A 12,374-nucleotide genomic window follows, 5' to 3' on the forward strand; every position below is an offset into this window, starting at 1 on the left:
CGGCGGGCGGAGCGCAACGGCCGAGCGGCCGAGCGGCCGCGGCGTTCACGAATCGCCGTTGCGGCGCTTTGCAGACCGCGGCTTGGCCGCCGCCGGAAACGCGCCGACGCCGCGCGGTCGTTTCGGCTCGATGCCGGTCTTGCCGATCACGTGCCGGAAATCGATCTCGTGCGCGGCGAGCGCGCCGATCAGGGTCGCGATGACCGCGAGGTGGGAAGGGACGGTGCCCTTGCTCGAATAGTTGGTGATGGAGCTTTCGTTCATCCGGATCAGCCGGGCGAATTCCCGCGCCGTCAACTGCGCTTTCTTCAACTCCTGTTGAAATTCCGCATACGCCATCGCACACATGTCGCTTCGTCTCCGCAAAACTTGAATCGGCCCCGCGCGGCACCGGCGCTGACGGGTGGCGTTCCCGTCGGGCCGGCGTCACGGGGAATTACATCTTCACCTGGTCGAGGAAGGTCTTCTTGCCGGTCTTGTAGCCGTAGATCGAGATGATCCCGTGCGTCAGGTCGCCCTTCGCGTCGAAGGTCGTCGTGCCGATCACGCCGTCATACTTCGTCGCCGGCATCGCCGCGAGGATCTTCGCCGGGTCCGTCGAGTTCGCGCGCTTCATCGCGTCGACCGCGATGTAGACCGCGTCGTACGCGAACGGCGCATCGAACTTGATGCCCTGGTTGAAGCGCTTCTGGTACTTCGCGAGGAACGCCGCGCCGCCCGGCATCTTCTCGAGCGCCGCGCCGGCCTGCGAGCACAGCACGTTGTCCGCGGCGGGGCCCGCGAGTTCGGCGAGCGAGTCGGTGCACACGCCGTCGCCGGACAGGATCTTCGCGCGCAGGCCGAGCTGCTTCGCCTGCTTCGCGAGCGGGCCGCCGGTGGCGTCCATGCCGCCGTACATGATCGCGTCCGGGTTCTCGCCCTTGATCTTCGTCAGGATCGCGCGGAAGTCGACGGCCTTGTCGTTGGTCGCGTCGTGCGACAGCACCTTCAGCCCGAGCGCCTTCGCCTTCTTCTCGAATTCGTTCGCGAGGCCCTGGCCGTACGCGGTCGAATCGTCGATCACCGCGACGCTCTTCACGCCTTTCGACTGCGCGTAGCTCGCGAGGGCCGGGCCTTGCTGCGCGTCGGTCGCGACCACGCGGTAGGTCGTCTTGAAGCCCTGCTGCGTGTAGGTCGGGTTCGTGGCCGACGGCGAGATCTGCACGATGCCCGCATCGCTGTAGATCTTCGATGCCGGGATCGACGTGCCCGAGTTCAGGTGGCCGATCACGGCGACGACCTTGTCGTCGACCAGCTTCTGCGCGACCTGCGTCGCCTGGCGCGGGTCGGCCGCGTCATCCTGCGCGTCGAGCTGCAGCGTGATCTTCTTGCCGCCGATCGTCAGGCCCTTCGCGTTGATTTCCTCGACCGCGAGGCGCGCACCGTTCTCGTTGTCCTTGCCCAGGTGCGAAATGCCGCCCGTCGTCGGTTCGACGCTGCCGATCTTCACGACCTGGTCGGCCATCGCGCCCGACGCGGCCGCGAATGCGGCGGCGGCCAGTGCGACCGTGATCAGGGGTTTGCAGCGCATGCCGACAGTGCTTCGTTCCATCTGCCATCTCCGTTGATTGATATTTCTAGTGCCGTCCGGCCGGCCGCGCGCCCTTGTGAGGCAGGCAGGTGGCCGGACGAGTCTCCATGACCCGTGACGGGTTCGGCTTGCATGTCGCCGGGTCGCGCCCGGGCGAGCGGGCGATTTCGTCTGACGACACGCAATTGGTATGAATATATCCGAACCCGTTTGCGGCCGCTTCGGCGAATTACGCAGGCTTGCGCAAATTTGATGATTCGGTCGTGCAGCGGTTGCGCGCTGCGTCGTGCAGGCGTGCGGACTGCCCGCACCTTCGATTGCTCCGATTATTCGGCCGCGCCGATACCGCTGACCATGGACAGTGCGATGCAATCAATCGCGAACTGTTCGGTCGATTTGTCTGCACACTTTTCCCGCGCTGCACGGATGCGATCGATCGCGGTCATCGCAATGCAGGCGGTGCAGCAGTCGCCTCGTTGATGCAACTAACGGTCAAGTCTCGTACCGTCGACGAATCGGCATGGGCTCACACCGGCAACGCGTGTATTCCGCCTTCCAGATCGCGGGGCCCGGCTTGAACGGGCAGCGGCCGGCTTTCGGCTACCCGTTCGTTGACACCGGCACTGCCGTCCACCCGCTCGCGCTCTACGTCCGCCCGCGCAACGCCACGAACACCACGCCCGCGATCGCCAGCAGCCCGCCGCACACCGTCTCGACGCCGGGCCGCTCGCCGGTCAGCGCCATCGACAGCGCGGTCGCGACCGCCGGCGTCAGATAGAGAAAATTGGCGGCGCGCGCCGCGCCGAAGTAGCCGAGTGCGAACGTCCACGTCGCATACCCGAGCGCGGCCGGAAACACGCCGAGCACCAGTACGGCGAGCGCCGTGTCGTGCGACGCGCTGCCGCCGAGCGACGCCAGCGCGCCCGGCAGCCACGGCGTCAGCAGCACCGCGCCGGCCAGCAGCGTGTACGCGGCGCACGGCAGCGCGCCGTACACGGGAATCATCCGGCGCAGCAGCACGAAATAGCTGGCCGAACACAGCGCCGCGCCGAGGATCAGCGTGCTGCCGGAGCCGAGCACGAGGCCGCCCGGCTGTCCGTGCGCGATCACCGCGATGCCGGCGAGGCTGACCAGCGAACCGAGCCAGCCCCAGCGGTTGAAGCGCTCTCGCAGGAACACCGCGGCCAGCAGCGCGGTGAAGATCGGCAGCGTGTTGACGATGAAGCTCGCCGCGCCGGCCGACACGGTCTGCTCGCCGGTGTTGAGCAGCGCGTTGTAGAGCGCGATCCCGAGAAAGCCGCAGACGAGAAAACGCAGCGCGTCGCGCGCGGACGGCTTCGGCGGCCGCCGCCACGCGAGCCAGGCGATCACGAGCACGGCGGCGGTCGCGAAGCGCGCGGCCGCGAGCTGCAGTGGCGCGAGCCCGTGCAGGCCGATCCGGATGAACGGGAACGCGGCGGCCCACGACACGATCGTGAACGCCACCGCACCGGCCGCGACGAGCGGCAGTCGCGCATTGCGCGACGTCGGGGATGAAAGGGTGTTCATGCGGCCATGGTGCGTCGTCGCGAGATGTTAAGCTAGCGCACAGATCAACACACGAATATGAATATGGCTCACAGCTCGGTGCGCCGCCGGACCGACGGTTCGACGCGCACGCGGCAGCGTGCAACGGACCTGCTGCCGGCCGTCACGCCGGCACCCGGCCCGCGGCCGCCGCTCGCGAGCCTCGAGACGGTATGTACGGTCGCGCGCGAGGGCTCGTTTCTGGCGGCCGCCGACGTGTCCGGTGTCACGCACGGCGCGATCAGCCGGCGCGTGGCCGCGGTCGAGAACTGGCTCGGCATGGCGTTGTTCGAACGTCATGCGCGCGGCGTGCGGCTGACGCCGGACGGCCAGCGCTTCGTCGGCCGGATCGAGCAGGCGTTCGCGATCATCGACAGCGCGGCCGATCAGTGGCGCTCGCCACGCACGCCGCGTCTCGTCAGGATGAGCGTCGTGCCGGCCTTCGCGCAGCTGTGGCTGTTCGAGCGGCAGCATGCGCTGGAGAGCGCAGCACCCGCGCTGCGCATCGAGCTCGGCATCGAGGTGCGCAACGTGGATATTGCCGCCGGCGAAGCCGACCTGTCGATCCGGTACGGGCGCGGCAACTGGCGCCAGCTCGAGACGCGCGAGTTCATGCCCGAACAGCTTTATCCTGTCGCGCATCCGCGGCTCGCCGCGCAGCTGGCTGCGCTGCGGCGCCGCAGCGGCGATGCCGCGCTGCTCGAGATGCCGCTGCTGCACGACTCCGACGTGACCGGCTGGCGCACGTGGTTCGACGCGCTCGGCATTGCGTTCAAGCCGCGCGCGCAGGATCGCCGCTTCGAGGATTACAACCTGGTGCTCGCGGCGGCCGAAGCGGGGCTCGGCATCGCGCTGGCGCGCGTGCCGCTCGCGGATGCGTATCTGAAGCGCAGCGCGCTCGTGCGCGTGAGCCGTCACGAGGTCGAATCGCTGCTCCGCTATCACTTCGTGCATGCGAAGGGCGAGAATCGTCCGGAGGTGCTCGCGCTGATGGAGCGGATGCGGGCGGCGCTGGGATAACGACAAACGGGTGCTCGGGACGTGCGACGCGACGGCATGAACGTTGCTGCGGCTCGACCACGAAGGGCGCATCGCCGACAATGCGTGCGCGAAAAACCGGCCGATCCGCAAGATGAGCGAGAATCGAGGGTTTCGAGCCGTTCGAATGCAAGGGAATGAGGAATGAATAGACCAGACAAGTCGTCGAAAGCGCGTGCGGCGCTCGACCAGCTGTTTTCGGGCATGGCGCCCGCGGACGCGCAGCAGCGCGCGTCGTCGCGTCCGGGCAACCCGTTCGAAGCGGCGGCCGACGCGACCGGCGCCGACGGCCGCGTCGAAGTCACGCTGTCGACCAGAATCCAGCTGCGCGGCTATCCGGGCGCGGATGCGTTCATGAAGCGCATGGCCGAGGCCTGGGGCCTCACGTGGGGCGCGTACGACGCGGTGCGCGCGACGGCGACGCTGCCGGCCGGCTGGCGCTCGCGCCGGTTGCCCGAAGTCACGCAGATCGTCGACCAGCGCGACGTGGTGCGTGCGGAAAGCAGCCTGCAGGGCGGCGAAATGTCGTATCTGAAAGTGCATCCGCGCTACTACATCGATGCGCGCAAGGGCTTCGGTTTTCGCAAGGCGTCGAAGGCGTCCGACGATCCGGATCTCGACGGCCCCGACTGGAACTGCTACGTGATGGACCGGGAAAAGTCGGTCGAAGTGCACGAGCTGACGACGTCGTCGTCGAAGGCCGATCTCGACAACGCGCGCGCGACGCTGCTGAAATGGCTCGACGAGCACTACCCGAAGCACCGCGATCCGTTCGCGTACTGGACGGACTGCGAACGTCCGTTGTAAGTCCGCACGGCGGACTGTCACCGATCGCGGAGGCGGACACGTGAAGCGCAACGGTCCGGTCCCGATTCTGTGGGTGGCGTTCGGCGCGGCGGTCGCGTCGACCGTCATCGAACTGCTGCTCTGGCCGATTGCCGGCGAAGACCCGATTCGCAACCTGTTTCGCGATGCACGCCTGACCGCGGCAATCGCGCTGGGACGACGCGTGCTCGGCGCGCCCGCGGGCTTCGATCCGGTCATCATGGGCGTCGCGACGCTCGTGCATGCCGTGCTGTCGCTGGCTTACGCGACCGTGCTCGTGAAGCTCGTCCGCACTCTGTCGCCCGGCACCGCGCTGCTCGCGGGCGGCGTATTCGGGCTCGTGCTGTACGGCGTCAACCTGCATGCGTTCACCGCGATCTTCCCGTGGTTCGTTCAGGCGCGTGGCGCGATCACGCTCGTTGCCCACGTCGTGTTCGGCGTGACCGCGGCCGGCGTGTACCAGTTCGTCCGGCGCGCGCCGCGCGCATGACCGGTCGGCGGTTCCCACGCCGTCCTTGCGCATCCCGACCCCAGGAATAATCCGGCGTGTCCTGTCGTTTAGTGGTCGAGTGACCCGATACGAAGCGTGCGCCGTCAACGACGCGCAGGGTCGAGCGTTCGTGGGCAACATGGCAGGAGCCGATCATGTGCAGCTTGCTGCGGTTCGGGATGGGTATCGTTTGCGTCGGATGTTCGATGTCCGGCCTCGCACAAACGCATGACGACCCGGCGGATAACGGCGCGATCTGCCGGGCGGTCGTCATGCAGGCCGAAATCGACGGCTCGGAACAGCAGGTCGTCGGGCGGGCATGCCGGCAAGGCGACGGCACGTGGCAGATGATGCAAGGCGCGGACGGCAGCATCGTGTGGTACCCCGACACCGCGTATCCGTACGCCGACCCGTGGTACTGGGGGCCGGCCGTTTTCATCGGCACGGGCGCGAGTTTCGTGTTCATCGACCGGTTCCATCGCCGGCATCACTTCGACCGCTTCGGTCGCCCCGGTCACTTCGACGGCGGCGTGCGCGGCCGCGTCGGCGTGCCGATGGGCGCGGGCTTGCATCGCGAGCCGGCCTTCACCGGCGGCCACGGGTTCGGCGGCATGCGTCGCCATTGAAGCGGCGCAAAAGATACGGCGGACGCACACCGCAGTGTGCGCCCGCCGGTTCATCGCGATGCGACGCGAGCCGTCAGAACTTGTGGCGGATCCCGACGATCGCGAGTTCCTGCGTATCGGTGCCCGAGTTCACGCCATACGAGCCGACCGACGCGGCGGCCTTCACGATCGCACCGCTCGCGTTCAGCGTGTTGCCGCTGGCCTTCTGATAGCCGAACAACGCATACAGGTCGGTGCGCTTCGACAGCGCGTAGTCCGCGCCGACGTTCACCTGGTTGTAGTGCGCGGAAGCCGGGCCCGTCAGCGACGTGTAGTTGTAGCCGACGCCCGCGCGCAGCGCCGGCGAGAACTGCCAGTTGAAGAACGCCGAGCCGTTGTTGAACTTCGCGTTCTGCGTGAAGGCCGACAGCGTGTCCGCGCCGTATTGCGTGTTCGAATACGCGAGCCCGAAGGTCGCCGGCCCGGCCGCGTACTGGCCGGCCACGCGCACGATCTGGATCGACTTCGCGCTCGAGAAGCCCTGGTTGATCACGGTATTGAACAGCGTGTCCGAGCTGCTCGACCACGTGCGCACGCCGCTCGCGACGCTCGAGCCGCCGTTCGCGAAGAAGTAGCCTGCGCCGAGCGACAGCGGGCCGTTCGCGTAGCTCAGCCCGAAGCTGTAGGTGCGGCCGCTGCCGGTCGCGCCCGCGACGCCGCCGAAACCGTACAGCGCGGCGAACTGGAAGCCCGAAATCAGCGGGCTCGTGTATTTCACCGAGTTGCTGACGCGCAGGCTGTTGTCGTAGTTGTCGAGGTCGCCCGGCGTCGCGAACACGCCGCCGAAATAGTTGTCCTCGGTGAGGCCCTGCACGAGATCGACGACCGGATCGTACTGGCGGCCGAGCGTCACGGTGCCGTACGTGCTGCTCGCGAGGCCGACGACGGCCTTGCGGCCGAATTCGCGCTGGCCCTGGCCGAGCGCGCCGGTGCCGAGGTTGAAGCCGTTCTCGAGCTGGAACAGCGCGGACAGCCCGCTGCCGAGATCCTCGATGCCGCGCAGCCCCCAGCGGCTGCCGGACAGATTCCCGCTGCTGAACCTGACGAGGTTCGACGCGTTGCTGCCGTTGGCGTTCTGCACGTTATGCACGTACGCGATGCCCGCATCGGCGATGCCGTACAGCGTGACGCTGCTTTGCGCGTGCGCGACGGTGGCGCAGAGCGACGCCGGAACGGCGAGCAGCGCGAGTGACCGGATTCGTTTCATTGCTGGATTCCCCCGTTGGTCGATAAGTCTGACGAATCGGTGAACGATACGGACCGCGCATCGTCAAGGGAACCAATAAATTGTCGAATCGTTATGAAGGGCGGCGGCGGTCGCCGTTTCGTTGCGCGAGCAACCGGTTCGCTGTTGCATGGCTTCGAGCGCCGCGTCGTGCGCGGAACGCCCGAAGCCTCGGCACGCGTTACTGTTCCGCGCCTTCCGCTTCCGCCGTTTCGCCGAGAAAGCCGCCGCTCTGGTGCGCCCACAGCGCCGCATAGATGCCGCCGGCCTGCAGCAGCTGAAGGTGCGTGCCTTCCTCGACGATGCGGCCTTCGTCGAGCACGATCAGCCGGTCCATCGCCGCGATCGTCGACAGCCGGTGCGCGATCGCGATCACGGTCTTGCCGCTCATCAGGCTGTCGAGGCTGCGCTGGATCGCGACCTCGACTTCGGAATCGAGCGCGCTGGTCGCTTCGTCGAGCACGAGGATCGGTGCGTCCTTGAGCATCACGCGCGCGATCGCGACGCGCTGCCGCTGGCCGCCCGACAGCTTCACGCCGCGCTCGCCGACCTCGACGTCGTAGCCGCTGCGCCCATGCCGGTCGCGCAGCCGCTCGATGAAGTCCGACGCCTCCGCGCGCACGGCCGCGTCGCGCATCTCGTGCTCGGTCGCGTCGGGGCGGCCGTACAGGATGTTCTCGCGCATCGTCCGGTGCAGCAGCGACGTGTCCTGCGTGACCATCCCGATCGCCGCGCGCAGGCTGTCCTGCGTCACGTGCGCGATGTCCTGCCCGTCGATCCGGATCGTGCCGCCGTCGACGTCGTAGAAGCGCAGCAGCAGGTTCACGAGCGTCGACTTGCCGGCGCCCGAGCGGCCGATCAGGCCGATCCGTTCGCCGGGCCGGATCGTCAGGTTCAGTCCGTCGAACACGGGCGTGTCGTTGTCGTCGTGCGCAAAACGCACGTCGTCGAACACGATTTCGCCGCGCGGCACCGCGAGCGTCTTCGCGCCGGGCGCGTCGACCACGCTGCGCACCTTCGTCAGCGTGTTGATGCCGTCCTGGATCGTGCCGACGTTCTCGAACAGCTCGGTCATTTCCCACATGATCCAGTGCGAATAGCTCGACAGCCGCAGCGCCATCGCGATCACGGCCGCGACCACGCCCGCGCTCGCCTCGCCGTGCAGCCACAGGTACAGCGCGAGGCCGGTCGAGCCGACCAGCAGCAGCGTCGACAGCAGGTGGTTGACGATCTCGAACGCGCTGACGAGCCGCATCTGCGCATCGCCCGTGACCTTGAACGCCTCCATCGCGCGGCGCGCGTGATCGGCTTCGCGGCGCGTGTGCGAGAACAGCTTCACGGTCGTGATGTTCGAATAGGCATCGGTGATGCGGCCCGTCATCAGCGCGCGCGCGTCGGCCTGCTGGCTGCCGACGCGGCCGAGGCGCGGCACGAAGAACGCGCAGGCGGCGCCATAGCCGAGCGCCCACAGCACGAGCGGAATCATCAGCCGCCAGTCGAAGCTTGCCGCGAGCGCGAGAATGCCGATCAGGTACGCGGCGACGCCGATCACGACGTCGACCGACATGAACAGCGCGTCGCGCACCGCGAGCGCGGTCTGCATGATCTTGGTCGTCACGCGGCCCGCGAACTCGTTCGCGTAGAACGACAGGCTCTGGTCGAGCATCAGCCGGTGAAACAGCCAGCGCAGCCGCATCGGGAAGTTGATCGCGAGCACCTGATGCTTGACCATCGTATGCAGCGCGATCAGCAGCGCGCTGCCGGCGAGAATCGCCGCGAAGCCGGCGAGCGTGCCGAAATGGCGGCTGCCGAAGTCGGCCGGCGTCGCGGACGACAGCCAGTCGACCACGCGCCCCATCATCGCGAACAGCGCGGCCTCGTACGCGGCGAGCGCGGCCGACGTCAGCGCGATCAGCAGGATCCAGCTGCGCGCGCCTTTCGTGCACGCCCAGACGAACGAGAAGAAGCCCTTCGGCGGCGTGACGGGATCTTCGAGCGGGAATGTCGGCAAGCGCCGTTCAAACCACGAAAACATTGATACCTCTCCTTGATGCGGCGCGGGCGGGCGGCCTGCGCGGTCATGCACGTTCGGTGACCGGCGCGATATCGCCGGTTCGGCTGCGAGTGTCGCATCGATTCGATTCGGCTGCATGGCGGTTGGGGGAGGGCGGCGCGACGGGGCAGGGTGCGTGCGCGGGACGGCACGCCGAAGGGGGGCTGCTGCATCGCGTGCGTGTGGCCGGATGGCCCGGCCAGGCGGGGAAAACGGCTGCTCAGGCGGCGGCGCGCGCGTGTCGATGAAGTGAATCCGAGCCCGCAGCGGCGATGCGGGTGGACGGTGTTCGAGCGGGACTTTGCGTCCCGTCCGCGGAGACGACGCTGCAAAACGGGCGTCGGCGCACGGTGCGGCCACTGCCGCCCGGTTTGCGGCAGTGGGTTTCTTTCTGATTATCCGAGCGCCACGTCTTCGCCGCTCTCGCTCGATCGCAGGATCGCGATACAGATTTCCAGCGTGCCCTTCGCCCATTCGCCGTCGTGCAGCGGCGCGTGTCCTGCGACGACGGCGCCGTACAGTTCGTCGATGACTTCGGCGCGCGGCACGGCGGGCGCGAGCAGCGGCAGCGTGTCGCGCCGCTGGTCGCCATACACGACGATCGAATCGGGCAGCGGCCGCAGGTCCGCGCGTTCGCACGACACGATAACCGGGCCGAAATGCTGATGGTGGCGCGGCGGCTCGTCGCCGGGGGATGGTGGTGGCTGGTACGCCGCCCCGCCATAGGTGCCGGCCGCCTTCAACCGCGCTTCATCGTGCGACGACGCGAGCGTCGCGAGACGGCGGCGCGCCGCACCATATGCGTCGGGCCGGGTATGTTCGCCCATCTCGCCGATCCAGCCGGTCCACTCGTCGCTGTTGAAGTGGCCGTAGCCGTTGTACGACAGCGACGCATGCGCGCCATTCTCGAACCAGATCAGCGCCGAATACGCACCCTCGGTCGGCCGCGACGGATCCCACCGGCCGACGCTCGCGCGCAGCCTGATCGCACGCGAACCGGCGAGCAGCCGCACGATGTCGACCTGATGCGCGGCCTGGCTGAACACGGCGCCGCCGCCTTCGGCCGTCAGCAGTTCTTCGGGGCGTCGCGGACGGTACAGATAGTCGGTGTAGTTGAACGCGTGGATCATCTTCACCGCGCCGAAATCGCCGAGGCCGATCAGCTCCCGTGTGCGCAGATACGGCGTATCGAAGCTGTGACAATGGCCGACGATCAGGCTCACGTTTGCCGTGCGGCACGCGGCGATCATCCGGTCGCAGTCGGCAGCGTCGAGCGCCATCGGCTTTTCCACGAGCACGTGCTTGCCCTTCGATGCGGCGATCTCCGTATGCCGCGCATGGAACTGGTGCGGGCTCGCGACGTAGATCACCTCCACGTCCGGATCGTTCGCCAGTTCCGGCACGTCCGCATACGTTCGCGCGCCGAAGTCGGCCGCGAACCGGTCGCGTGCCTCGGCACGCGGGTCGCATGCGGCGACCAGCTGAACCCGCGGATCCCGCAGGAACGTCGGCAGCATCAGCGAGAATGCCCGGCCGAGTCCCGCTACTCCGATGCGCAAGCGGCGCTGCGTCATGATGCTGTCCCTCCGGTTATTGCGACACCTGATAGTCGGTCGCGGCGACCGTCGGCTCGCCGGCCGGTTGCGGATGCTTCGCGCTGACATAGCGGACCGCGTGCGTGCGCCAGTCGATTTCCTTCGGCACGATCGCCTGGTACGAGCAGATCTCCGGCGGAATCGCATGCGCACCGGTGCCGATCGCATCGCTGCCTTGCCGGAAGTCGGCGATCGCATCCAGCATGCGGCGCCGGAATTCGACGATCGCGAGATCGCTCGCGCCGAGCCGCTCGTCCGAGCGGTTCGCGATCGGCCCCATCGTCACCCACATCGCGATGTCCTGGTTCGGGAAGCCGGCAATTCCCGTGAAATTGCCGGCCGCCATCGCCGCGCGGTCCTGCCAGAAGCGGTTCTCGTGATTGCGCAGCGGACGGTAGCGTTCGTCGAGGTCGACGCCGACCTGCTGACGCAGGAACTTGCGCCAGGTCTCGGTTTCCGGCGTGGTCTCGGCATCGCCCCATGCGATGAAGTAGAACGCGGTGTTCGTGTCGTCCATCGGCACGTTGATGTTCGCGACGTTGTACAGGTTGTTCGGCGGAATCAGCACGGTGGCCGGCGCGACGAACACGGTCGAACGCACGTAGTCGTGCGTCGTCGCGTTGACGATCGGACGGCGCAGTGCCGCGTAGCGGAAGCCGTAGCCGGTGCGCTCGACCTGCAGGCGCGGCGCCTTGTCGGTGGACGGACGCAGCCAGTTCTTCGACGTGGCTTCCGCGCCGCCGACGCGCGCGGGCACGAAGTCCGACGAATGCAGGCTCGAGCTGTGCGCGGAGTCGATCGCGCCTTCGAGGATCTGCGCCCAGTTGCACGGCAAAAGTGCTTTCGCGATGCTCACGCGCGTGTCGGCGGTCGGCGCCCATGCAGGCGCGACGAATTCGGGCACCGCATCCTGCGGCCCCATGTACGCCCATACCATGCCGCCCCATTCGTGCGTCGGATAGGCCTTGTGCTTGACCTTGTCCGTCATGCAACTGGAGGCCGGCTCCGACACCATCTCGATCACGTTACCCTTCACGTCGAATTTCCACCCGTGATACAGGCAGCGCAGCCCGCAGTCCTCGTTTCTGCCGTAGACGAGCGACGCGCGGCGGTGCGGGCAATACTCGTCCATCACGCCGACGCGGCCTGCGGTGTCGCGGAACACGACGAGGTCTTCGCCGAACACGCGCGCCTTCACGGGCGCACCGTCCGGCTCGCTCACTTCCTCGATCAGGCACACAGGCGTCCAGTGGCGGCGCATCAGTTGCCCCATCGGGGCATCGCCTTCGACGCGGCACAGCAGTTCGTTTTCTTCGTGGGTCAACATCGGATGTCTCCTGGCGATAG

The 12,374-nt window shown here is 67.7% G+C and carries 11 protein-coding genes; 4 read left to right on the forward strand and 7 right to left on the reverse strand.

What is annotated here, in order from left to right; translation table 11 throughout:
- Nucleotides 1-45: 45 nt before the first annotated feature.
- The 3 genes from Q3A80_RS21135 to Q3A80_RS21145 form a co-directional block, all read right to left on the reverse strand.
- Complete coding sequence (locus Q3A80_RS21135) at nucleotides 46-348, reverse strand: hypothetical protein (RefSeq protein WP_038571482.1); 303 nt, start codon at nucleotides 346-348, stop codon at nucleotides 46-48.
- Nucleotides 349-436: 88 nt separating this feature from the next.
- Entirely contained in the window at nucleotides 437-1,591 is a 1,155-nt protein-coding gene (locus Q3A80_RS21140; RefSeq protein WP_446330835.1) for a branched-chain amino acid ABC transporter substrate-binding protein, read from the reverse strand.
- 624 nt (nucleotides 1,592-2,215) lie between these two features.
- Nucleotides 2,216-3,118, reverse strand: a complete 903-nt coding sequence (locus Q3A80_RS21145) for a DMT family transporter (protein WP_446330836.1) — start codon at nucleotides 3,116-3,118, stop codon at nucleotides 2,216-2,218.
- Nucleotides 3,119-3,175: 57 nt separating this feature from the next.
- Here Q3A80_RS21145 and Q3A80_RS21150 point away from each other — a divergent pair, with 57 nt between their 5' ends.
- From Q3A80_RS21150 to Q3A80_RS21165, 4 genes are all read left to right on the forward strand, one after another.
- Entirely contained in the window at nucleotides 3,176-4,156 is a 981-nt protein-coding gene (locus Q3A80_RS21150; protein WP_446330837.1) for a LysR substrate-binding domain-containing protein, read from the forward strand.
- Between the two features lie 162 nt (nucleotides 4,157-4,318).
- Nucleotides 4,319-4,981, forward strand: coding sequence for a nitroreductase (locus Q3A80_RS21155; protein WP_446330838.1), 663 nt, complete (start codon nucleotides 4,319-4,321; stop codon nucleotides 4,979-4,981).
- A 40-nt stretch (nucleotides 4,982-5,021) separates the two neighbouring features.
- A complete protein-coding gene (locus Q3A80_RS21160) occupies nucleotides 5,022-5,489 on the forward strand; it encodes a sodium:proline symporter (RefSeq protein WP_446330839.1) in 468 nt (155 codons plus the stop codon).
- Nucleotides 5,490-5,644: 155 nt separating this feature from the next.
- Nucleotides 5,645-6,115 carry a hypothetical protein gene (locus Q3A80_RS21165; RefSeq protein WP_446330840.1) on the forward strand — a complete coding sequence of 157 codons (471 nt, stop codon included), beginning with the start codon at nucleotides 5,645-5,647 and terminating at the stop codon, nucleotides 6,113-6,115.
- 73 nt (nucleotides 6,116-6,188) lie between these two features.
- Here the strand turns inward: Q3A80_RS21165 and Q3A80_RS21170 are convergent, their stop codons facing one another.
- From Q3A80_RS21170 to Q3A80_RS21185, 4 genes are all read right to left on the reverse strand, one after another.
- A complete protein-coding gene (locus Q3A80_RS21170; RefSeq protein ID WP_446330841.1) occupies nucleotides 6,189-7,361 on the reverse strand; it encodes a porin in 1,173 nt (390 codons plus the stop codon).
- A 199-nt stretch (nucleotides 7,362-7,560) separates the two neighbouring features.
- Complete coding sequence (locus tag Q3A80_RS21175) at nucleotides 7,561-9,414, reverse strand: ABC transporter ATP-binding protein (RefSeq protein WP_446330842.1); 1,854 nt, start codon at nucleotides 9,412-9,414, stop codon at nucleotides 7,561-7,563.
- 413 nt (nucleotides 9,415-9,827) lie between these two features.
- Nucleotides 9,828-11,006 carry a Gfo/Idh/MocA family protein gene (locus tag Q3A80_RS21180; RefSeq protein ID WP_446330843.1) on the reverse strand — a complete coding sequence of 393 codons (1,179 nt, stop codon included), beginning with the start codon at nucleotides 11,004-11,006 and terminating at the stop codon, nucleotides 9,828-9,830.
- 16 nt (nucleotides 11,007-11,022) lie between these two features.
- Complete coding sequence (locus tag Q3A80_RS21185) at nucleotides 11,023-12,354, reverse strand: Rieske 2Fe-2S domain-containing protein (RefSeq protein ID WP_446330844.1); 1,332 nt, start codon at nucleotides 12,352-12,354, stop codon at nucleotides 11,023-11,025.
- Between the last annotated feature and the right edge of the window lie 20 nt (nucleotides 12,355-12,374).

This window comes from Burkholderia sp. SR8, assembly GCF_052851275.1.

What these genes read in the sequence shown, in the direction of transcription:
- Q3A80_RS21135 (WP_038571482.1), bottom strand. Translation starts at nt 348, where the DNA reads ATGTGTGCGATGGCGTATGCGGAATTTCAACAGGAGTTGAAGAAAGCG.
- Q3A80_RS21140 (WP_446330835.1), bottom strand. Translation starts at nt 1,591, where the DNA reads ATGGAACGAAGCACTGTCGGCATGCGCTGCAAACCCCTGATCACGGTC.
- Q3A80_RS21145 (WP_446330836.1), bottom strand. Translation starts at nt 3,118, where the DNA reads ATGAACACCCTTTCATCCCCGACGTCGCGCAATGCGCGACTGCCGCTC.
- Q3A80_RS21150 (WP_446330837.1), top strand. Translation starts at nt 3,176, where the DNA reads ATGAATATGGCTCACAGCTCGGTGCGCCGCCGGACCGACGGTTCGACG.
- Q3A80_RS21155 (WP_446330838.1), top strand. Translation starts at nt 4,319, where the DNA reads ATGAATAGACCAGACAAGTCGTCGAAAGCGCGTGCGGCGCTCGACCAG.
- Q3A80_RS21165 (WP_446330840.1), top strand. Translation starts at nt 5,645, where the DNA reads ATGTGCAGCTTGCTGCGGTTCGGGATGGGTATCGTTTGCGTCGGATGT.
- Q3A80_RS21170 (WP_446330841.1), bottom strand. Translation starts at nt 7,361, where the DNA reads ATGAAACGAATCCGGTCACTCGCGCTGCTCGCCGTTCCGGCGTCGCTC.
- Q3A80_RS21175 (WP_446330842.1), bottom strand. Translation starts at nt 9,414, where the DNA reads ATGTTTTCGTGGTTTGAACGGCGCTTGCCGACATTCCCGCTCGAAGAT.
- Q3A80_RS21180 (WP_446330843.1), bottom strand. Translation starts at nt 11,006, where the DNA reads ATGACGCAGCGCCGCTTGCGCATCGGAGTAGCGGGACTCGGCCGGGCA.
- Q3A80_RS21185 (WP_446330844.1), bottom strand. Translation starts at nt 12,354, where the DNA reads ATGTTGACCCACGAAGAAAACGAACTGCTGTGCCGCGTCGAAGGCGAT.